The following is a 20471-nucleotide window of genomic DNA, read 5'->3' as shown; positions in this document are numbered from 1 at the left end:
AATGACTACCGCTATATCATGCAATCGGCGAATATGCTGATCGGCTTGTAAAAGTTGACGTTGTTTTTCCTGCGATCGCAACAGGATAATCAACCAGCTTCATAGTTTTTGAGGTTGCTCAGCTGGTTGACTGACAAAATGAGAGGGACATGAAATAAAAGCTAGGAGGGAAGTAGAGCCTGATTTAAGCTGATGAGTGACCACACAAATCAATTAAATCAATGCCTCCGACTTTTCGTCTTTATGATGCGCTGTCGCGCTATTAGAGTCAACGTGAGATTCATTGGCAAGATGCCCGCCACCTGCAAACCCTGTGTTGGATGATCATCGGAATGATCCAGAGTCAGAACGTGCATCTGAATGGGTTTGGCGTGTATGTCAGAAGCCGTGCCCAAGTTGCCCAGTCGCACCAACGACGGTTTCGTCGATGGTTGTCCAATCGACGGATTCATGTCGTTAGGGCTCATCACAGCCTCATCGGGCACGCCTTGTCCCAGTGGAGCAGTGAACGATTGTACCTCAGCCTCGACACGACCATCGTATGGAATCGTTTTTGCATCGTCTGGGTAGGCGTGGTGTATCGGGGCAGAACCGTTCCTGTGGCGTGGCGAGTAGTGGCACAATCTAGCAATAGCGTCAGGTTGTGGACGATTCAAAGGGTGTTGCGGCAAGCGCAAAGGCTCCTGCCCACTGATGTAGCCATTGTCCTTTTGGCAGACCGAGGGTTTGCCGATGGGAAGTTGATGAAATACCTCCGGGAAAATCTGGGCTGGCATTTTCGGATTCGGATTCAACGTTCGTTTCAGTTTCAGCACCAGGACCAATGGCGCAAAGTATCGTCGATACAGTTACAGCCCGGACAGGTTTACTTCCCAGAGGCGGTATCAGTCGGCAGAACAAACCCCTACCCCAAGGTTACCTGGCGTTTGCTCACGACAAGCAAAGGGGTGAGGACTGGACGATTGTGAGCGACGAACCGACGAACTTGCCAACCTTTGCTCAATACCGACTCCGGTTTTGTGTGGAGGAGTCGTTTTGGATTTGAAGTCCAACGGATTTAATCTCGAAGCTTCCAGGCTGGGTGACCAGTTTGCCCTTTCCCAGTTGTGCGGAGTGATTGCTTTAACAATACTGTTTCTGGTGCTCCAGGGAGTGCAGGTCGTTGCTTCAGGCAATGGCCGCCGAGTCGATGCCCACTGGAACCGGGGGATGAGTTATCTCAAGCTGGGTTGGAATTGGATTCGTCTTGCCATTACCCAGCAATGGAAGATTCAGGTGTATCCGTTTCTCTCAAGTCTGCCTGACCCTCAACCTGCCATTGCATCCAAGCAACAACAGAATGATTCCTTTGAGCGTGAATTTACTGTCCTCAGTCGCTTTCCAGCTTCTTAGTTTTGTCAGTCAAGCAGGAGGCTCCCCACTCAGTTGCTGATGAATCTAAAAAGTGGCTAAATTGGCCAGAATATCTCGCCTGTGTGGAATTTTTAAAGAAAGATTGCGCCCTGCTTACCTCAGATGGGGAACCCCGAACTGAGCGATCGCTCGCAGTTATGAGCGTTATTTGATCGCGGCCCTTTTGGCTTATGTGCCACCAGATCGGCAACGAACTTTCCGAGAACTAGTAGAGGGCAAAACCCTGGTTAGAGGCGTGATCAGGAATGGTAATTTTTCTCCTCACCCAGAGGGTTTGTTTCATATCAAATTGGAGGCTGACGATTATAAAACTGGCAAAATTTATGGACAGCACGTTTTACCAATTCCGGAGTTTCTCCATCCAGAATTGGAAGCTTGGTTGAATCATTGGCGGGGAGTTTTGAACCCAAACCATAATTTTGTGTTCACCCAACTGAATGGTAACCCATTGATCAGAGAGACGCTCTACACCCTCTTCCGCCATGCCATTTACAGAGCCAGCGTTGTTCTATTTGGTGAGGGCCGAGTCCCCAATCCCCATTTAGTGAGAGATATGTTGGTAACCTACATGTATGAGGAGGAAGCTTCGGATGCAGTGATGGATGGGTTAGCGTTAGCGATGAAGCACAGTCGCAAAACACAGAAGACGCTTTATGACCGCTGCACTTCTAGTAAGAAGATGGAGCCTGCTTTAAATGCCATGGCCCAGCTCAAGCCTGTTGAGATTCCCAAATCGCAGCTTAAGATTTTTCCAATAAACCCTGAAGACCCATCGAGGAAAACAGGTGATGCTGCATCTTGCAGCAAAATAGTTCCTTAGCTTGAGCCAGGAACCTGGCACCAGGTTAACTTTTACTTTCTGCCTAGATCTTGATCTGTCAAGTTCTAGGCAGAAACAGCCGAGCAATCAGCTTAATTCCTATTGTTGGTTAAGCTCTTAAACAGGGTAGAACAATAATGCGATCCGAAGTCATCTAAGAATGCAGGGTTCAGGGGAATTTTTTTACCCGCTAACAGTGTCCCCGCTTCAATCCAGTTGAACAAACTGAGAAAGAACAGCCGGACTGTTGCATCAGCTTCGCTCCAACCTGGTGCATCATCCCAAAATTGAAGTGATTGAATCAACTGGTGATGCAGCAGCGCGATCGCCCCAGCCTCGCTCTGGCTACAGACCGACCCCTTGTCCCAACAGTTTGGTAATCTTGGCTGTTGTCTGTTAAGCCGCTGAGTTGTTGATAACACGACTTATCAATACTCTATCGCCAGAACAAAAGAGTGATCCACCCTCGATGAGGCAATTGCCTATTCTCTTCCACAAACGAGATCGCTCCTTCTTTTCCCAAAAAGAGCGATCTTTGGCCTAGTTAAGGTTAAGAAATTGCTATTTCCTCATGTAGAATTGGCTGAACACCCGTACTGCTTCAGCCGTGAAAGTCAACCGTCATAACCAGGCTAAGATCCTCTCGCCACAGGAGATTGCTTGGTTGTTGATGGCAAAGTGGTGTTGGTTTCAGATCTGAAGTTGTTTCGGTTGCTGGTTTGGGTTGGAAAAGGAGAAGAGATGGAGGCGATCACCTCTCTCAGCAATGAAAGCTTTGCTTTAGGCTGCCTCGTCAATGGGTGGAGCGTGTCTCTTATGCCAGCTACTTTGGCTGAACTAGAGCCAAAGACAGTCAATGAATAGCTGCTCCGCGCGGCAACTAGGCAACAATGGAATCAGGCTTCTAGCTTCTAAAAAAGCTGGAAAAACAGCGGGTGTACTACCAATTTTCAAGTAGTACGCAGTCCAACAGTAGTCCAAAGCTGTACTACTGTTGAGCGGCAATTAATCTGGGCTCTTCCCAGCTTTTGGTGATCTGGGTTCTACAAGCTTTGATATTGCGTAGCTAAAATTGGCGATCGTCTCAATTTTCACCAAAAGCTGGGAAGAGCCCAACCCGCTTGACATTTAATACACCCTGATTACCTGACTCAGGAGTTGGAGAAGATATATCCTCAAATCATGACAAAGATCCGATTTGAGCGTTCGGCGAAGCCTTCTAAACAAGAGAAAGCTGAGCAAGGAAAATCAGGATTTGTTCCTGCCATTGCTCGCTGGGTGATTGAACGGTCGAATGCCTGGATGGAACGCTGCAAAATTTTGACGAAGAACTTTGAGCGTACTTTATCTCACGCCAAGGCCGAAATCGATCTTTGCTTCATCCGGCTAATGCTGAAGAGGCTCTCAGCCCCTTCTTAAGATATCAAATGGGTTCTATAAAGTATCAAATGGGTTCTATAAAGCATGGCAGCACCCATCACGGTCGTGTAGATCAGTGCAGCTACGACAGCAACTTTAGGTTTTGAGAATGATGCACGCTCCTTGATAGGGTTGTCCTAAGAGGATTGTGTCTTATCCTGCGATTGCCTCTTGCCTGCCTCGCAAATGACCTAATGTATCCCGCCAGGATGCCACCAGTGCATCGGCATTCACATCCTGCCCTTGCTGCTCCACTCGCCATTTGCGAAACGCCAGTTCATTCTGTGCTCTGACGATCGCGGTAGAGGTGCGGCGATCGTAGCCCGGAATACGGCGGGTTTTGAAGATGCGATCGCGCTTCACGCCTTCGTATTCTGCCGACGTAATCACGGGTTCCGACTCATCTGCCAATTCTTCGCGAATCACGCGTCGCTCCCAGACCCCACTACGCCACAGCAAGAACCCGACCAGCAGCAAAAATAGCCAAAACTTGACAACATAAGCGCCACTAATGAATACCCAATTGATCCAAAAAGGCACCCCGTCAGGGTTTAGTCCAGGGGGTGGGGTTTCCACTGCTGACACTGCCGCGCCAGATGCCCGTTGCTCCAACACCCCCAGCAACATCCCTATATTCTGCGAGAAGTGAGCCGAGAAGCCCAACAACCAGCCCACCATAGGAGCCAAGTAACGCCACCAGGTGCGCGTAGTTTGCCGAGACCACCCCAAAAAGAGACCAAAAATTCCGGTGTAGAGTGCGTGCCCAGTCAAGCCAAACAAAGCGTGCCGTCCGCCAATATGGAGCAGCCAGGGGGCATAACCCCACTTGGCATACTCACTGACGATGTAATGCACCGATTCGAGAAAGTTGAACCCTGCCCCAATCAAGGCACCATAGATAAAGCCATCGCGGGCATCGTCAAACTCGGATTTCAGCAGCATAAACAACAGCAACACGCCTGCCCCTTTGGTGATCTCTTCCACGAGTGGACCCGCGATCGGAGCGGCAATTTTGAAGCCAGCGTTGGCTCCCAAGTAGTCTTTCACAGCTGGATGGGCGTTGACCCAATCCGCAATGGTAGAGATGATGATCTGGTTAAACGGGAGAGCAATACCCGTGGCAATGAATGCACCCCATAAAAAAGCAATGGCATAAAGCCAGCGAGATTCAGGTTCGCGCCGATCCAGGAACCAGAGAATGACGATCGTTCCTGTAGAAAATAGAGCTGACCAAAAAAAGGCAGTCGCCAACACTTGTAACCCAGCCGGTGAGGTGACTTTTTCCTGAAACGAGGTGAACAACGTATAGCTACTGATTAATACCAAGACGAGTAATACTGCGATCGTGAATTTCGCAGTGCGGGGTTGGGCTAACGGCGACCCATAGAGAATTCGTTTGATCTCAGATGATGTCATAGATGCTTCGGGGGAGTAATTTCAATGGTGTGGTCAAGCTAAAATCGGCAATTGATCGAACGAGGCAATGTGCCCTCAACCAAACATCAAACCTGCAATGCTACGGGCTTTTTGGAACGGCATGATTTAACCGCCTAAAAGTTGCCAGCGTGGTCTCTAAATTCGGAGCCTGACGTGCCCGAGTCCCTGCTCGATCGCATAGCCCACTGCCAGCAAATCCGGTTCACCCAGGTGTTTGCCGATCAACGTCACACCCTGTGGCTCCCCCGCTTCTGAGACTCCGATCGGGACAGTCATCGCCGGATAGCCTGCTGCCGCGTAAATCTGAGTTGGTGCGATTAGCACGTCGATTTTTGCTGAGGTAAAGAACAGGTCGAGAATCTTGCGGGAGTTGGTTTGATGTATTTGGCGCAGCTTTGTGTACTCCGCTGAGGGGCTATCGGCTCGTACAGAAATTTGGAGATGCCTCTGCCCATAGGGAATCCGGTTGTCAGGGTCAGCATAGTTGAACGCAAGCACATCAATCAGGGCGGGAATCGGGGGACGGGGTAGTGTCGCTAGAAAAGCATTGAGAGACGCTTTGAAGCCAAGCCGGAGAGCTTCATTACCGTCGGGTGGCGGAGGCACCATTCTCCCATCAATTTCCACAAAGGGAATTTGCTGCTGGGTGAAGGTGGCGATCGCTCGTTGCGCGGCTTGATTCTGCGCCTTGAGTGTGTTCAACGCTTTCCGCACCTGCTCGACGGACAAGTCGGGGGGAGGATTGGCGATCGCCTGTTGCAACGTCGCTAGAAACGTATCGGGATAAATCGCAATGCCCACCCGCCGTTGTCGGGCGGTCTCCAAGTTCAAAAATCGGGTGAAGTCGGTGCCTTGCAGTTTTGCCACGGCGGGATCAGGATTTTCTTCAGCCCCCTCAGCGGTGTTCGTAAGCGCCGTCAGCACCGTCGCCACATCGACCACAGTCCGCCCCAGTGGTCCCGGCACGTCCATCCAATCCACCAGGGGAATGACGCGATCTCCGCTGACCAGCCCGTGGGTGGGTTTCAGCCCGACTACCCCATTGGTGGCAGCAGGTGCCACAATCGAACCCTGTGTCTCACTGCCGACACTGACTGCGGTCAAATTAGCCGCCACGGACACCGCCAAACCGGAACTGGAGCCGAGGGGATCAAAGGGCCCGTAGGGATGACGGGTCTGTCATCCCAGGGCGCTAAACCCACTGGGCATGGCGGGATCTACGTAGTTCGCCCATTCCGACAGATTGGCTTTACCCAGAATCACGGCTCCCGCATTCCGCAGGTTTTTGACTAACTGAGCATCTCGATCGCCCCGCCAGTTCCTGAGTACAGCAGCCCCCGCTGTGGTGTGCATGCGATCGCCCGTAATGATGTTGTCTTTAATCAACACGGGAATGCCATGCATTGCACCCCACAGGTTGCCCTGTTTCCGCTCCTCGTCCAGCTTGCGGGAGATCGCCAGTTCCTCTGGGTTTAGCTCCATCACCGAATTCAACTGGTTCACGTCATAGCGGCAGATGCGATCGACGTAATAGACCACCAGTTCTTCGGCAGTCACCTCTCCCTGCTGCATGAGCTCCTGCAACTTGGGCACGGTGGCTTCCAGCAGTTTTCCATCCAGCACCCTGCGCCGCTCCGAGGAGAACTTTGCCAGGGCAGAGTCAAACGGGCTGAAATCGCGGAGTCGTTTACTGGTGTAATTGGGTTCGGAGATGGGAAACTCGGTGGGGTAGCTCCGGGCTGGTCCTTCCGGCGGGGGCGGGACGGAGTGAACCTGGGTCGTCAAGGTAAGGGCGATCGCAGCCAGGGAAATCAACAAGAAAGATTTCACACGTTTCATCGTCATATCACGCGGCTCACATAATCAACTAGCGGCAGACGATTCATCTTCGCAGCCAATTGAGCTAGACCTTTAGCATTTTCGTAAGATAGAGTTGTACAAATAACGCGGACACAACAAAAGCCATTGTACCCGGCTTGCAGAACAATCTTGGTTATCGTCTGATAAACTGTGAAGAAATCATCTGAGGAATCGAGTTGCATCTTATCCAAGGATAATCAAAACTGATGAAAAATTGTTTTTCCCGACTCAATTCAGACTCAATCAAGTGGCTCTTGAATTAACTAATTGATCAACAGTCAATAAATTAATAATCAACTAATCAAGCACTAAGGGAGGCGGATTAAATTAGATTAATCATTTTGCTTTTGTACAAGCGATAGCTCGCCTGTACAAAAAAGATCAAACTGATGAAAGTCTTAGGTGATTTCCAAGAAATAACTTACCGCGTAACTCAAATTTCAGCGGTAAGGGCGAGTATTCACTCGCCCCTTCACGGGTAACGTCTTTGGCAGAAATCTCCTAATTCCTAAGAATTTGGCACTGTTTGCACTTCCGTTGCGCCTTCTACCGAGCTTGCAACCTGTTTCGCTTGGGCCAAGACCCCTTCCGCATCCGGATTGTATTTCAACACCACGACACTGCCAGTCTGGGCAACCCACAGACCCACATGATCGGAAATGTTGGCATCATCTAGCGCTTTAGCGACCCGCTTGGCCAGACCGCTCTCATCAAAGTTGCCATCTAGACCGACCTTTTCTGGTGGGATCGAGTTTTTGGTTGCTTCCTGCACAGAAACTTGAGGTGCAGCCGCCGCTTTTTCCTCTTCTTTTTTGCCAAACAATTTGCTTAAAAAGCCCATAACGATGTCTCCTGAAAGTAAATAAAGATTAGGCAAGGACTACCGACGGTTACAGTCTCGGTCTGCGGTGTAGACGATCGCCCCATAGCGCCCCTCGGTCGTCCGAATGGCGACGCAGTTTCCGGTGCCTCGCTCCATCCAGTAGGTGACACTGCTGTCGGCAACCTGTCTGCTATTGCGCAATTCATAACCCCGTTGGATGACCGCCTGTTCCGCCTGTCCGGCTCTAGCACCCACCAGATCGTTCAATCCCGGTACGGGATCACCCGCTTGGGCAGTGGTGTTAGATGGGGGCGGGTTAGAGGGGGTGGTGGGTCGGGTGGTGGCGGCTCGATAAGGTTCGATATCGGAAGAAAATACCCAGCCTTTAAATTGCGGATTATCCCGATAGGTCACCTCACACCAGGTTGGTGTGCGCGTAGACTGACAACCCAGGTTCTGCAAAACCGTCCCTTTGGGCACGTTACCCTTAACGACTTTAGAGAAAATTCCCGGCTTCTCTCTGAATCTGGTTTGGTTTTTTGCTACCCAAAATTCTGGATCCTGACCCGTAGTAGTGCTGCCACTATTGCCGCCAGCATTACCACCCAGGGTGACGGACAACACAGTACAACACAGTATTATCAATCGTATTGATTCGACATTCTGCCGTTTGCCCAGTTTGGCTGTTCCGCGTGAACAGCGTTCTGGCACCACTTTCAGCACTAACAGGACCCGCGCTCACGAACATTACATCGCGAGTTGCAACGACCATCTTTTCCGCCGTTCTTTGAATACAGGCATTTCGGGTTGTAGAAGACACCGATTGAGCGATCGCAGGAGAGACGATCAGAAGCGAGACGGCTGCGATCGCGCTAGTTCCAACCACAGATTTTAAGTTCATCAAACTATCAAACTCCTCAAAAAATTAACCATCAGTCCATAACCCGCAACCGTTTCACATGAAGCCCTTAGTTGCCGCTATCAGCAAAAACAATGATGCACAATTCAGATCTCCAACTTTTACAAGAGTCAGAGATCTGAGGTATAAAATGCTGCAACTTAGAACCAGAGTTTATAACTTCCCTTCGTTGGCAGTGGAAAAGAAGTAGTTGTAAAATTCTGTGCCCGTGACCTTGTTAATCACGACCACGCGGCTGGTGTCTTTGTCGTACATCACCCGCACTTGACGGTCTTCTCCAACAAACTTGTTGCCAGAGGTTCTGATTAAGGGTCCCCGAAATTTGAATTCCCCTTCGGTGATTTGGGTCATGATCACATTAGACCCTTGGGGTGTCATATAAGTGAGCGGGGTGGGCGATTTTGCCGTCGTGGTGGTCGCAGGCTGAGCACTCTGCTGAGTATAGGGTGCCGAATCCCAATAAACAAAGATAGACTCGTTGGCGAGGCGGAAGATTTGCCCCTGGTCACCCAATCCCGCCTGTCGATAAGCCGCTTTGCCATTTTGATCGCGATAGTTTCCAGGATTATTGCCTACTGGAACCAGATCATAGCGCTTGCCATTTTGCAACTGAATCCCAACTGCCCCCTGACGCTGTGAAAAGGTGCAAGCCCCCGAATAAGTAGCGAGATCGCTCCCTTTGGGATAAACATCACAGCGAGCTTGTACCGTGTCGGCTTTGGCACTGACGGCAAGACTAAGCGAGGAGATCGCGAGAGTAGCGGCTAAAAAAGATCTTGAAACATTCATCATAAGAAATCATTGTAAGGAGAGGAAAATACAACCGAAGAATCATGAACTTGCAAGGTGCTGCCCCCACTGACTCTGCCTGTCCTGGCAGAATTTGATGGATAATCTGAAGCCAACTTTAGAGATAACAAAACTGAAAACCCAAATTCCATCTGTTCTTACCAGCTCTAGAAGTTAGGAGTGTAAATCAACACCCAGTTTTTAACCGCGGCAGTGGAATCAGACTCACATCTCATGATGGATTGACAAAGTGTATTATAAACTAATATTTGAACAAAATCTTATGTGCCAATCCCGGAATTTAATGGTTTAAGGTCACTTAAGTCAGATAGCAAGCGGGGTTTTAGAACCAAGTAAACCATTGACTCAGTTAAGCCAGAAAAATGAATTAAAGGGCTGACTTGAAATCAAATATCTGAAAATAAACTAATTAAATGATCTTAAAGAAAATCTTTAATTTTTCAGGATGGTCCCTAAACGAAATGTTGAAGTTAACCGAAGACAGTCCATTTGGGTGTTTAGGAACCCATCAATTAAGTCAGTTAGGGGACGGGTGCAATGGCAAGATTCCGGTCATTCAGATAACAGAACGATTCTGGTTAAAATTCTTTTAATGATTCCCTGGTTCCTGTTCGGTCTTATCCCTAGCAGACATCCCCCTGTCTCAGCCCATGAATGCCAACCCTCACTCTCCTGCCAAACGGAAACGTGGCGTTGCACTGACTGCCAGCGGATTGCGGCGACTGAGTCAGGCGATTCAATCAGCAGAAGCCACTGAAAACGAGGGAAAGCGGTTTACGGCGGAAGAGCTGAGTCAACGCTGCGGCATTTCCACCAGTACCCTCAGTCGCTTGTGGTCATCTCGATCTGGAGTCGATCGCCGCACGCTTCACCTATTATTTAGCGCATTTAAGCTCGATCTTCTGGAGAGCGACTTGCAACAGTGTCCAGAGGATACGGAAGTCACTCCATCTCAACCCTGGGGAGAGCCAACCTCCAGTTCATTGTCGATGCCTTACCCGAGTGGTCCTGTTCCGCTGGGTTCTGAGTACTACATTCACCGCCCAGAGGTAGACGATCGCGCCTTGCAGGAAATTTTGCAACCCGGTTGTGTGATTCGGATTAAAGCCCCCAGTGGGTTTGGGAAAACGTCTTTGCTGTTGCGGTTATTACACTAGGCGAAACAACACGGTTACAACACTGTTGCCATTGATCTTCAACAAGCCGATACCGAAACCTTGAGCCAGTCCCATGCCTTTTTGCGCTGGTTTTGTGTTGTGTTGTGTCGAAAATTGGAGTATGAAACGAGTCTCGATCAGTACTGGGATGATTTGCTAGGGAGCAAACTCAGCACCACCTTGTACGTGTGGGAAGCCATTTTGTCCGGTTTGGATCGTCCACTGGTGCTGGTATTTAATGAAGTAGAACGAGTCTTTGAACATTCTGAGACTGCCAGAAGTTTATTACCTCTGCTGCGGTCGTGGCATGAAGAGGCACAGCATGATGAAGTCTGGAAACGGCTCCGATTGGTCGTTTCCTATTCTACTGACGCTTACTTACCCCTCGACATCAATCAATCGCCGTTTAATGTGGGGTTGCCCTTAACCCTTCCACCGTTTACCCGCGAACAAGTGGAGGCACTTGCCCAGGCATACGCCGTAATCTGGGAGGATGCGGATTGCGATCGCCTGCTGGATTTACTTGGTGGTAACCCCACCTTAATTAATCTGGCGTTTTACCATCTGCATCAAGGCATGTCGGCGGATGAATTACTGAGATCGGTAGCTTCATCGGGAGGCATTTATCGGAATCATTTACAACGATTACTGGCGCAAATTAATACGAATCCGCAATGGATAGAACAGATCCAGGCACTCGTCTGCAATGACGCAATAAACTCGGCGGATGAGTGCCCCAAAATCAGGCTAGATCCCATTCTGGCTTATAAATTAGAGGGACTGGGATTGATTCAGCCGACCCCCAATGGCTGGCAGTTGAGTTGCAAACTCTACCAGGAGTATTTTCAAACGTATTTATTTAACGCATAGCGCCCTATGAACTCGTTTCGCTATAAAGTCGGTGGATGCTTGCAGGCGGATGCGCCGACCTATATCGTGCGGCAGGCAGACTGGGATCTGTATCAGGCATTGCAAGCGGGTGAATTTTGTTATGTGTTCAACGCTCGTCAGATGGGCAAGTCGTCCTTGCTGGTGCGGGTGAAACAGTAACTTCAGGATGAGGGGGCGCAGTGTGCGTATTTGGATATGACTCGCCTGGGCAGCGATCTCCTCACTCCCCAGCAGTGGTATCGCGGCATGATGGTCAGCCTGCTTCAAAGTTTTCAACTCCTGGGAAAAGTCAATTACCGTGAATGGTTTAATAACCATTCTGATTTGCCTCCGATCCAGTGCTTAACGGTTGTTTCTCTCAAGTCTGCCTGACCCTCAACCTGCCATTGCATCCAAGCAACAACAGAATGATTCCTTTAAGCGTGAATTTACTGTCCTCAGTCGCTTTCCAGCTTCTTAGTTTTGTCAGTCAAGCAGGGTTGCTCAGTTTGTTGAAAGAATGTTGGTATTGCCCAAATCATAATGATTTTTCAGTTTGAAATAATGGCGGTTAGTGCCACTCATCATTACCTCTTGAGGTCTATCTATTCAGATATCAACAACGAAAAATTGGCTCTGTCTACCATTTGTTAGTGGATGAGCATGGGCAGTTCCATTACTTCATTGTTAATTCAGGATTGTGGGGATTTGGCAAAAAAGTCATGCTTCCCGTAGGACGGATTCAAATCGATAACGATGGGCGACACATGCGGGCTCTGGGATTTACTAAAGAACAGACTGAAAACCTGTCTGAATTCAATGACAGTCTGAAAATCGATCACAACTATGAAGAAAGGGTGATACTAACCGTTTTTAAGGGCACTTTTGAGTCAAAAACTGCCCACTGGTTTTTGGCTTTTGATTCCCCAGGGACAGGTGCGATCGCTTACCACGGTAATCGACTGCCATCCCAGGAGAAAAACTGTCCGTTATCTTCTGGCCGTAGATGTTCAATTACCTTTAACAACTGGGTCACAGTTCGTTCCACCGAAAATAGCTTTTCTGAAGGAACATTCCGTTGAAATGGTTTTGATAGACGAGTGTCGGTCGTGCCAGGATGAAGCATCACCACGGTAGTTTTGGGACTTTTGCGAGTGTATTCAATTGCCACTGTGCGCATCAACATATTGAGCGCTGCTTTTGAGGCACGATAACCATACCAGCCGCCTAACTGGTTATCGCCAATGCTGCCCACTTTTGCAGAAATACTGGCAAATACGCTGCGATCGCTATGTTTGAGTAGTGGCAGAATGTGTTTCGCTAACAACACTGCCCCAATGCTATTGACCTGGAAATAGCGCAACAGGTGATCGGCCTGAAGCTGCTGCAAACTTTTCTCTGGTTGAATCTCGCCCTCGTGAAGGAAACCGACGCAATATAACACCAGATGCAATCGCCCAACTTGAGCTTGCAGTTGAGCTATCCCTTGAGCAATTTGTGCCTCATCTGTGACATCCATAGGAATTAAACCCAGTCGTTCTGGATGTTGAGCCACCAATGCTTCCAGATTGGCGGAGGGGGTTCGGTAAGTGGCATAGATGCGGCCAATGGGTGGCCAACCTTCTGGTAAGCGATCGTCTGCCAACAGATGTTGAACAAATCCCAATCCGATTCCCTGTCCTCCGCCAACAACCAGTCCGTTAATCGGGTCAGTTCCCTCAAATACTGTCATTGAAAGCCAAATTCAATTAAAATTCCTTTACAGATCTTAAAGAAATTAGTTAGATTTTTTAATAGGAACTTTTGAAATCACTTCTATTCAGGCTGGAACAATGACTGCTTCTACTTTTTTGACGGCTCTCTTCAAACCCAATCTCAATCCCAATTTCTGGTCTCAAACAACTTGGGCAATTCTGCGGGCGGTTGTGGGCATCATGATGATTCACAACGGGTTAGATAAGTTGGGTAACATTGAAAGCTTTTCGCAAGCCTACGTTGAGGTAATTGGGCTCCCCTTTCCGCTCTTTTTCAGTTATGTGGCGGCACTGACCGAAATGGTGGGCGCGCCGCTGGTGGCGATCGGATTTTTGACTCGGCCAGCCGCTTTGGGCTTGTTTGGAACAATGAGTGTTGCGATGTACCACCACATTCTGGTTTCAGGCTTAAACCTGCCCTACCTAGAATTGTCTGCTATCTACGCGGCTTGTTTTCTTCTGTTTGCCATCAATGGTGCCGGATTGTTCTCTACCGATGCCCTAATCGCTAACTGGCTGGATGCCAATGCTCTCTCTGCACAAGCAAAGCGTCTGATGCGTTTAGAGCGGGCTTTTCAGGCGTCCAGCGCAGAAAAGGATGCAGAAAAGGATGCTATTGATATTGGCATTCGCTAGTCAAGTGAAGATTGGCTCTACATCTCATACCGGTTTAAACAATTTTGAATTTTGACGACAGATACCTTAATGGAAGAAGCTAAAAACCAGGAGGCAGAATAAATTTGACTTCTGGTCCCGGCTTCTGGCTTCTCAAATCTTTAATCTGTCGCATTTAACAATCAAATTGCTATCAGTTAAGGAGGCGATCGCACCTCTGACGAAAACTTTCCACCTTCATTCATCATGGAGGGGAAGCAGTTCCACTATATAGCCTGGGTTGAACCAGGAGTTGTTTCGCGATCGCCTCATACAGACGCTCTGCCAGCACTGTATTCCCCTCATCGGTGAGGTGAATCGTATCCTGAAACGCCTCACCTGCAAAGCCAGAGTAAGCATCATTCAGATTGAGCGTCACCACCCCTTTGGGAAACTCCTTCTTCACCTGTTCAATCGAGCCCTGAAGTTTACCATAGCCCGTTTTCACCTGCTGCGGATAAGTTGAACCCAACTGCCTTAAAATTTCCTTTTCTTTCGGAGACAGGTTCTTAGCATTCCGGCTTGTGATTTCGGGTTGCAACGCCAGAATCAGTGGAATTTTTGCTGAAGTGGTTAACCGGGCGATCTGTTGCAGGTTGTAATAGTAACGGGTTGCCCGACGCTCTAGCTCCTGGGTATCGGTTGTAAGATGATGGGACAGGGTATTCTGGTTGTCCATTGGTGGAATGTATTGCTGGAGAGAATCATGGGGGCGTAACACCCAGTATTGAAATCCTCGAACCAGGTATAACTGATAGATCCAATCCTTTAAGGATTGGTTGAAATTGGCAAAGAAGTGCCTGGGAGCATGGGTGAGTAAAGTATCCGCACCGGGAATATCAGCCCCTTCCTGCGTACTGGGCACCAGCAGATCACCGTAGCCATTTACCAGCACAATAAAGTCGGGCTTATAGGCCATCACTTGCAGGGATAGCTGAGCCAATTCATTGCTGGAAATAAAACCAGGAACAGCTGCATTCACCACACGATATCGGCTTTCCCGAATACGCGGCGGCAGCGCCATGGCTTTGGCTAATTCGTCGGCATAGTAGGGCAATACATTGGGGCGAAACTTTTTGGGGTTGCTTTTTTGCGTGGCAACCTGCTGATTTAGAAGTATTTCCAGCTTACTGGCAAACGTAGTCTGGTTGCTGGAGCTCATCTGCCCAAAGGCAGTAGAGCCTCCCAGGACAAAAATCCGCACTTCATCGCTGGCTTTTTCGGGGGAGATCGCCTGCTCTGCCCGAAACCCCTGCTCATTAATCTTCCAAAAATTGCTCTGCTGATTACCGACCAACCGATAGCCCATCAGAGGGCTGTGTTTCACGGCTAACCGTCCCTGGTTGGGTAGTCCGTCGTAAGGCTCACCAGAGGAATTGAGAAATTTCAGCCGATAGCCTGTAATCGGGAGGGGTTCTCCCTGATAAGCTTCTAGCTCCGTCGCTTTGCCAGTAAACCCCGTCACCACTCGCATCAGTAACTCCAGAACAAGGAGGGCCAAAGGAATACTGACCAGAATGACCCAGAGCCACGGGAAAGGACGTTTCTTACGCCTGTTGAGTCCGTAGCTGGAGCGATACGGTCTGCGGCTAGATTTCAACATCAGGGATTCCTCAAACAACCGACTAAATACTTTCAGTGCTTCATCAAAACCCTTCTCAAGGGAATAAAGTTGTTCGGGGCAAGTTTAAACTTCATTTAGAGAATATGCTTTTTACCAAGAAGCTCAAAAGCCTATGCAGGTTCCAATTAAGCACTCTGAATCCTTAACAAGAGGGGATAAGTGTTCAAAACAAAGGGAATTTCTAACGGCAACCGCTGATAGGTTCTGCATATTACTACTAAAATGTCCATTTTGGACAGCGCAAAAAATGTTAGGTTTTTGAGTTTATCCATAAAAAGCCGTCCAGGAAGTGACAGAATCAACATCTTGCCGTTCAAGAAATTGAACTTATCTGGAATCCAAATTCATGGCAAAAGATTCACAGCATCTACGCGTGATTGTGGTTGGGGCAGGCTGGGCCGGGCTGGGAGCTACCTACCACCTGGCGAGGCAAGGCTATGACGTGACTCTGCTGGAAGCGGGAGCCTATCCCGGAGGACTCGTTGCCGGGTGGAAAACGGCTCAGGGACGTTCAATTGAAGCTGGAATTCATGGTTTCTGGTACCCTTACCGCAATATTTTTTCTCTGGTTGATGAGCTTGGCCTGCAACCGTTCACCGATTGGACCCGTTCTGCCCAATACTCCCCTGCCGGGTTGGAGGTGGAGTCGCCCATTTTCCAGAACGAACTGCCATTGCCAACTCCCCTGGGAACCTTTCTGTATCCTCGCTTTCAGCGATTGCCGTTGAGCGATCGCTTCTCGGCCTTACCCCTCCTGTATGCGCTCATTGACTTTGACAATTCTGATGCGGCCTGGCGACGCTACGACTCTGTAACGGCCCGCGAACTCTTCAAACAGTATGGGGTTTCTGCTCGCCTTTATCGGGATGCCTTTGAGCCCATGCTGCTGGTCGGGCTGTTTGCCCCTGGAGAACAATGTTCCGCCGCGGCTGCCCTAGGGATGCTCTACTACTTCATCCTGGCCCACCAGCCCAATTTCGATGTGGTCTGGTGTCGCGGCACAGTAGGCGAGATGATTTTTCGCCCCTGGGTTGAGCGAATTGAGCAGGCAGGCGGACGGGTGTTGACGAATCGACGGGTAACAGAGGTGCTGGTGAGAAGCCAGGAGCCAGGAGGCAGCAGTCAAAACTCAAAGTTCAAAACTCAAAATTCAAAAGTGACTCCCTCTGTCGCTGGTGTGGTCTGTGGAGAGGACGTGTTTGAGGCGGATGCGGTCATTTTTGCCGTTGGCGTGACGGGGATGCAGAAAATTGTCAGTGCCAGTAAAAATCTGCGTCAGTTCCCAGAATTTTGTCAATTGATGAATTTGGGGGCGATCGATGTGCTGGCTACCCGGTTATGGTTCGATCGCAAAATTTCCGTTCCCCTTCCCTCCAATGCCTGCTTTGGATTTGATCGCACCACCGGCTGGACATTTTTTGACCTGAATACCCTCCATGACGAATGGCAGTCTGAGCCAGGCAGCGTTATCGAAGCCGATTTTTACCATGCCAACCAATTGCTGCCGATGGACGATGAGCAGATTGTGGCCAAGGTACAGCGGGATCTGGCAACCTGTGTTCCCGCATTTGGCACAGCAAAGGTGGTGGATAGCAGTGTTGTGCGGTTACCAAAGGCTGTGACCCATTTCGCACCAGGAAGCTACCCATTCATGCTGCCCGGAGAAACAAGCATCCAAAATCTGTTTATGAGCGGGGATTGGATTGTTAACCGCCACGGCTCCTGGTCGCAGGAAAAAGCTTATGTCACAGGTCTGGAAGCGGCTAACCGGGTAATTGCCCAATTCGGACAAGGATTGCCTGCTCCGATTATTCCGGTTGAACCTGATGAGGCACATATTCAGGTGGCGCGATCGCTCAACCAAACCCTGAGACAATTTGCAGCCAGTATCCTGCCTGATATCTGGCTACCATGAGAGTGGAAGGAGGGATAGAGTAGAGAAACCTCACCGAGGGTGTTTTAGAAACGAGGCTCTGACTTCTCGAAACGAGAGTGTTCTGGAAACGGGGTTCTAACTCCTTGAAACCCTCATTCTCGACCCCCTTTCCAGAATTGCCACAAAAAATTTGACAAACCCCTCGAAACCCTAATTCCCTCGACCCCCTTTCCAGGATTGCCACAAAAAATTGACACCCCCCTCTCCCCCTCTCCCCATTCCCCCTCTGTCTTCTGCCAGCCTTCTCTGTCTAAGAATTTCTGGCTTAAACCATTGTTGCTTCTAAACTAGAGAAAGGTCTGATCCCGTTCAGTAAGCAAAAGGGGTAGTGCCTTGAAGATTAGAAGCAGCCTTCTACTCGGTATTTTTCTGCTGTCAGCCACTTCTGTCAGTGCTCAGTCCAGTAAGCCTCGCACCTCGCCAGCACTCACTTCAGTAATTTCAGCACAGGAGCGGCAAGAACTGGAGCAACTGCGGTCAGATTTGCAGGCTCAGCAGCAAACCCAGGCAGAGGCAAGCCGCGCCCTGAGTCAGACTGCGACGATGTTCAATATCTTGCTGGGTATCATGGTGTTGCTGCTGGCACTGGGCATTGTCGGGTTATGGCGCATCCGGCGGGCAGTGATTAATGAAATTGCCGGGGTGGTCAAAGCTCAACTGGATGAGGTGGCAGACTTAGAAGGGGAAGTGGCGCGGGCCAGTCGGGAAATTGAAGCCATCCTTCAGCAGGCGGATGACCTGAGCGGTGATTTGAACCAGGAGGCCGATGAGTTTCAGGCAGACCTGAAGAGTAAGCAAGAACGGTTGGCCGCACTGGTGACAGAGCTTTCCCAACTGAAGCAGCAACGGGTGACTGAGCTGGAGTCTGACCTGGAAGGGGCTCGAAAACGACTGGAACAGTTTGAGGCCGATTTCACCACTACACTGGCAGATTTGCAGGGGAATGTGCGATCGCAACAAGCTGCTACCCTGGCAACTCTCAAAACTGCTGAAACCGAGTTTGGGTCTCAGTTAAACCACCTTCAGTTAGAAGCACGGGGACGCAAGGATCAGTTCTTTGAGCAGATTGATACGCTGGAAGCGGGGGTTACTCCCCAGTTAGAGCAATTTCAAAAGGATGTGCAGGCAAAGGCACAGGAGCAATTCACTGCCATTTTAGACAGTCTCAAAAAGCTGGAGGCTGAGTTTATCAACCAGTTGGTAGAGCTACGGACGGGCGTTTTTGGGCGGAAAGATGAGTTTTTGCAAACGCTGACCAGTCTGGAAGCAGGATTTTCTAGACAACTGAGGCAACTCCAGGCGGGGGCCCAGCAGCAGCGAGAACAATTGCTCGAATACCTGCGCCAATTGAAAACCGAGTTGGATAGCCAGATGACCAGCCTGCGATTGCAGACGGAAACTCAGAAGAGTACTATTCAGCAAACCGTTCAGGCGTTAAGGGCAGAAGCCGACGCTCGCATGACCGAATTACAAGCCATCACTCAGCCGCAAAAAGACGCCATCCGTCAAACCCTGGAGCGATTAGAGGCTGATTTTAGAGTTCAACTGGCCGCGCTTCAGTCCGATGCCCAGGCTCGCAGCAGTCGAACCAGTGAGGCTCTAGAGAAAGCCGAGGCGGAGATCACCACCGAACTGGCAGAACTGAAATCAGAAATTCAAACCCAGCGTGAACAGCTACGCCAGGAAATGGCCGCGTTGGAGGCGCTGGTGGGCGATCGCCTCTCTGAGATACAGACCAGCGCGGATGAGCAGAAAAGACAAACGCTGGAAAATTTGCGACGGCTGGAAGCGGAATTAGCCGAGCGGCTGGAGGCAATTGAAACCAATGCGCAAGTTCGCAAGGATGCGATTTTGCGGAAGCTGGCCCTGGTTTCGCCCCAATTTGTCTCTAACTCTTTTGTGGCAGATGCCCAGACGAAGCTTCAGGTATTGGGGGTTAATCTGAAACGCCTGAAAGCCAATCACCCCGAACTGTTTCTGGACACGGTTAGTCTGATTGAAGAGGGTGATTCGCTTCGGGCGACGGGACGGTTTGAGGAGGCGATCGCGCAATACGACAAAGCCCTGGAAATCCAACCCAACAATCCCACAATCTGGTTAAATCGAGGATTGGCACTGGAGGAATTAAAACGGCATGAAGATGCCATCGCCTCTTTTGACAAAGTACTGGAGCACAAGCCCGATGATGTAGATGCCTGGCTTAACCGGGGGCTGACGTTGAAACAGATGCAGCGCTATGAGGGGGCGATCGCCGCCTTTGAGCGAGTCACCCAAATTCAACCCAGCCATGCCGTTGCCTGGTTTAACCGGGGGCTGGTACTGGCCCGGCAAAAACGGTGGAATGATGCGATCAAATCCTACGACAAGGCTGTTGAGTTGCAACCCGATTTTCATCAAGCCTGGTGCGATCGCGGCGTTGCCCTGGGTCTGTTGCGCAAACCTGAAGAAGCCTTTCAATCCTTTGACAAAGCCACTCAGGTCAAACCCGATGATGGCGTTGCCTGGTTCAACCGGGGTCTGGCCCTGCAAGAATTAGAGCGGTACGAAGAGGCGCTGGAATCTTTTGATAAAGCGCTGGAATTGAACCCGGCTTCTTTCAAAGCCTGGGATAGGCGGGGTTATATCCTCGTTCAGTTGGGGCGGGATGACGAAGCCATCGAAAGTTTCAACAAAGCGCTGGAACTCAATCCCGAATTCGCCAGCGCTTACTACAACAAAGCGGCCTGCTATGCCCTGCAACGCCAGACGGACTCGGCCATCGAGAACTTGCGGAAGGCGATTAAGCTGAATCCCAAATATCGCCAGGAAGTTCAAACCAATATCGATTTTGATGATATCCGGGGCGATCGCCGCTTCAGACGCCTGGTAGAAGGACAATCGGCAGGGATGATTTCGCCGCAAGATGTCCGTGTAATCAATGTTGAAAGTTAAGTAGCCACAATGAACTGCGTACATCGCCACGAATGAAAAGGAGG

18 protein-coding genes and 3 pseudogenes are annotated in these 20471 nt (G+C 49.8%); 12 read left to right on the top strand and 9 right to left on the bottom strand.

Annotation, left to right across the window (positions count from 1 at the left end; genetic code table 11):
• Nucleotides 1-332: 332 nt before the first annotated feature.
• From P4D80_RS14115 to P4D80_RS14105, 3 genes are all read left to right on the top strand, one after another.
• The gene (locus P4D80_RS14115; RefSeq protein ID WP_421654637.1) at nt 333-968 is read left to right on the top strand and encodes a transposase; all 636 of its coding nucleotides are present in this window, start codon (nt 333-335) and stop codon (nt 966-968) included.
• A 67-nt stretch (nt 969-1035) separates the two neighbouring features.
• Nucleotides 1036-1392 (top strand): hypothetical protein, encoded by a 357-nt coding sequence (locus P4D80_RS14110; RefSeq protein ID WP_421654636.1) that lies wholly within the window; start codon nt 1036-1038, stop codon nt 1390-1392.
• Nucleotides 1393-1585: 193 nt separating this feature from the next.
• On the top strand, nt 1586-2233 hold the full coding sequence (locus P4D80_RS14105) for a tyrosine-type recombinase/integrase (RefSeq protein ID WP_421654635.1): 648 nt from the start codon (nt 1586-1588) through the stop codon (nt 2231-2233).
• A 92-nt stretch (nt 2234-2325) separates the two neighbouring features.
• Here P4D80_RS14105 and P4D80_RS14100 read toward each other — a convergent pair whose 3' ends face one another.
• Complete coding sequence (locus P4D80_RS14100) at nt 2326-2655, bottom strand: hypothetical protein (protein WP_421654634.1); 330 nt, start codon at nt 2653-2655, stop codon at nt 2326-2328.
• A gap of 238 nt (nt 2656-2893) precedes the next feature.
• Here P4D80_RS14100 and P4D80_RS14095 point away from each other — a divergent pair, with 238 nt between their 5' ends.
• The gene (locus P4D80_RS14095) at nt 2894-3097 is read left to right on the top strand and encodes a hypothetical protein (RefSeq protein WP_421654633.1); all 204 of its coding nucleotides are present in this window, start codon (nt 2894-2896) and stop codon (nt 3095-3097) included.
• A gap of 318 nt (nt 3098-3415) precedes the next feature.
• Nucleotides 3416-3652, top strand: a complete 237-nt coding sequence (locus tag P4D80_RS14090; protein WP_421654632.1) for a hypothetical protein — start codon at nt 3416-3418, stop codon at nt 3650-3652.
• A gap of 153 nt (nt 3653-3805) precedes the next feature.
• On the opposite strand, the gene P4D80_RS14085 is transcribed toward P4D80_RS14090, so the two are convergent.
• The 6 genes and pseudogenes from P4D80_RS14085 to P4D80_RS14060 form a co-directional block, all read right to left on the bottom strand.
• Nucleotides 3806-5068: a PrsW family intramembrane metalloprotease gene (locus P4D80_RS14085; protein WP_421654631.1), complete on the bottom strand. Its 1263-nt coding sequence runs from the start codon at nt 5066-5068 to the stop codon at nt 3806-3808.
• Nucleotides 5069-5224: 156 nt separating this feature from the next.
• Nucleotides 5225-6661 (bottom strand): annotated as a pseudogene (locus P4D80_RS14080) (amidase family protein).
• Between the two features lie 796 nt (nt 6662-7457).
• Complete coding sequence (locus P4D80_RS14075; protein WP_421654630.1) at nt 7458-7790, bottom strand: phospholipid-binding protein; 333 nt, start codon at nt 7788-7790, stop codon at nt 7458-7460.
• 39 nt (nt 7791-7829) lie between these two features.
• Nucleotides 7830-8393: a hypothetical protein gene (locus tag P4D80_RS14070; RefSeq protein WP_421654629.1), complete on the bottom strand. Its 564-nt coding sequence runs from the start codon at nt 8391-8393 to the stop codon at nt 7830-7832.
• Complete coding sequence (locus P4D80_RS14065) at nt 8371-8673, bottom strand: hypothetical protein (protein WP_421654628.1); 303 nt, start codon at nt 8671-8673, stop codon at nt 8371-8373. The genes P4D80_RS14070 and P4D80_RS14065 overlap by 23 nt, the downstream gene beginning before the upstream one ends.
• A 171-nt stretch (nt 8674-8844) precedes the next feature.
• The gene (locus tag P4D80_RS14060) at nt 8845-9483 is read right to left on the bottom strand and encodes a hypothetical protein (RefSeq protein ID WP_421654627.1); all 639 of its coding nucleotides are present in this window, start codon (nt 9481-9483) and stop codon (nt 8845-8847) included.
• Between the two features lie 668 nt (nt 9484-10151).
• Between P4D80_RS14060 and P4D80_RS14055 the strand changes: the two are divergent.
• The 4 genes and pseudogenes from P4D80_RS14055 to P4D80_RS14040 all read left to right on the top strand — a co-directional run.
• A pseudogene (locus P4D80_RS14055) lies at nt 10152-11528 on the top strand (AAA-like domain-containing protein).
• A 6-nt stretch (nt 11529-11534) separates the two neighbouring features.
• Entirely contained in the window at nt 11535-11708 is a 174-nt protein-coding gene (locus P4D80_RS14050) for a hypothetical protein (protein WP_421654626.1), read from the top strand.
• A gap of 36 nt (nt 11709-11744) precedes the next feature.
• Nucleotides 11745-11921 (top strand): hypothetical protein, encoded by a 177-nt coding sequence (locus tag P4D80_RS14045; protein ID WP_421654625.1) that lies wholly within the window; start codon nt 11745-11747, stop codon nt 11919-11921.
• 236 nt (nt 11922-12157) lie between these two features.
• Nucleotides 12158-12274 (top strand): annotated as a pseudogene (locus P4D80_RS14040) (PRC-barrel domain-containing protein); the annotation flags it as partial.
• Nucleotides 12275-12474: 200 nt separating this feature from the next.
• Here P4D80_RS14040 and P4D80_RS14035 read toward each other — a convergent pair.
• Nucleotides 12475-13260: an SDR family NAD(P)-dependent oxidoreductase gene (locus P4D80_RS14035; protein WP_421654624.1), complete on the bottom strand. Its 786-nt coding sequence runs from the start codon at nt 13258-13260 to the stop codon at nt 12475-12477.
• A 100-nt stretch (nt 13261-13360) separates the two neighbouring features.
• Between P4D80_RS14035 and P4D80_RS14030 the strand changes: the two genes are divergently transcribed.
• Nucleotides 13361-13918, top strand: coding sequence for a DoxX family protein (locus P4D80_RS14030; RefSeq protein ID WP_421654623.1), 558 nt, complete (start codon nt 13361-13363; stop codon nt 13916-13918).
• 223 nt (nt 13919-14141) lie between these two features.
• Here the strand turns inward: P4D80_RS14030 and P4D80_RS14025 are convergent, their stop codons facing one another.
• The gene (locus P4D80_RS14025; RefSeq protein WP_421654622.1) at nt 14142-15539 is read right to left on the bottom strand and encodes an SGNH/GDSL hydrolase family protein; all 1398 of its coding nucleotides are present in this window, start codon (nt 15537-15539) and stop codon (nt 14142-14144) included.
• Nucleotides 15540-15906: 367 nt separating this feature from the next.
• Between P4D80_RS14025 and P4D80_RS14020 the strand changes: the two genes are divergently transcribed.
• Together P4D80_RS14020 and P4D80_RS14015 are read left to right on the top strand one after the other, a co-directional pair.
• Nucleotides 15907-17475 carry a hydroxysqualene dehydroxylase gene (locus P4D80_RS14020; RefSeq protein WP_421654621.1) on the top strand — a complete coding sequence of 523 codons (1569 nt, stop codon included), beginning with the start codon at nt 15907-15909 and terminating at the stop codon, nt 17473-17475.
• A 354-nt stretch (nt 17476-17829) separates the two neighbouring features.
• The gene (locus P4D80_RS14015) at nt 17830-20427 is read left to right on the top strand and encodes a tetratricopeptide repeat protein (protein ID WP_421654620.1); all 2598 of its coding nucleotides are present in this window, start codon (nt 17830-17832) and stop codon (nt 20425-20427) included.
• Nucleotides 20428-20471 lie beyond the last annotated feature (44 nt).

The organism is Leptothermofonsia sp. ETS-13, from assembly GCF_049200465.1.
In the GTDB taxonomy this organism is placed as follows: domain Bacteria; phylum Cyanobacteriota; class Cyanobacteriia; order Leptolyngbyales; family Leptolyngbyaceae; genus Leptothermofonsia.
The sequence above is the reverse complement of the archived record's forward strand: the minus strand, read 5'-3'. Positions and strand labels throughout refer to the sequence as shown.

Excerpts from the sequence above, each read along its gene's own strand:
- P4D80_RS14025 (WP_421654622.1), bottom strand. The coding sequence starts at position 15,539 with ATGTTGAAATCTAGCCGCAGACCGTATCGCTCCAGCTACGGACTCAAC.
- P4D80_RS14060 (WP_421654627.1), bottom strand. The coding sequence starts at position 9,483 with ATGATGAATGTTTCAAGATCTTTTTTAGCCGCTACTCTCGCGATCTCC.
- P4D80_RS14045 (WP_421654625.1), top strand. The coding sequence starts at position 11,745 with ATGACTCGCCTGGGCAGCGATCTCCTCACTCCCCAGCAGTGGTATCGC.
- P4D80_RS14035 (WP_421654624.1), bottom strand. The coding sequence starts at position 13,260 with ATGACAGTATTTGAGGGAACTGACCCGATTAACGGACTGGTTGTTGGC.
- P4D80_RS14090 (WP_421654632.1), top strand. The coding sequence starts at position 3,416 with ATGACAAAGATCCGATTTGAGCGTTCGGCGAAGCCTTCTAAACAAGAG.
- P4D80_RS14065 (WP_421654628.1), bottom strand. The coding sequence starts at position 8,673 with ATGAACTTAAAATCTGTGGTTGGAACTAGCGCGATCGCAGCCGTCTCG.
- P4D80_RS14115 (WP_421654637.1), top strand. The coding sequence starts at position 333 with ATGATCCAGAGTCAGAACGTGCATCTGAATGGGTTTGGCGTGTATGTC.
- P4D80_RS14085 (WP_421654631.1), bottom strand. The coding sequence starts at position 5,068 with ATGACATCATCTGAGATCAAACGAATTCTCTATGGGTCGCCGTTAGCC.
- P4D80_RS14050 (WP_421654626.1), top strand. The coding sequence starts at position 11,535 with ATGAACTCGTTTCGCTATAAAGTCGGTGGATGCTTGCAGGCGGATGCG.
- P4D80_RS14075 (WP_421654630.1), bottom strand. The coding sequence starts at position 7,790 with ATGGGCTTTTTAAGCAAATTGTTTGGCAAAAAAGAAGAGGAAAAAGCG.
- P4D80_RS14030 (WP_421654623.1), top strand. The coding sequence starts at position 13,361 with ATGACTGCTTCTACTTTTTTGACGGCTCTCTTCAAACCCAATCTCAAT.
- P4D80_RS14020 (WP_421654621.1), top strand. The coding sequence starts at position 15,907 with ATGGCAAAAGATTCACAGCATCTACGCGTGATTGTGGTTGGGGCAGGC.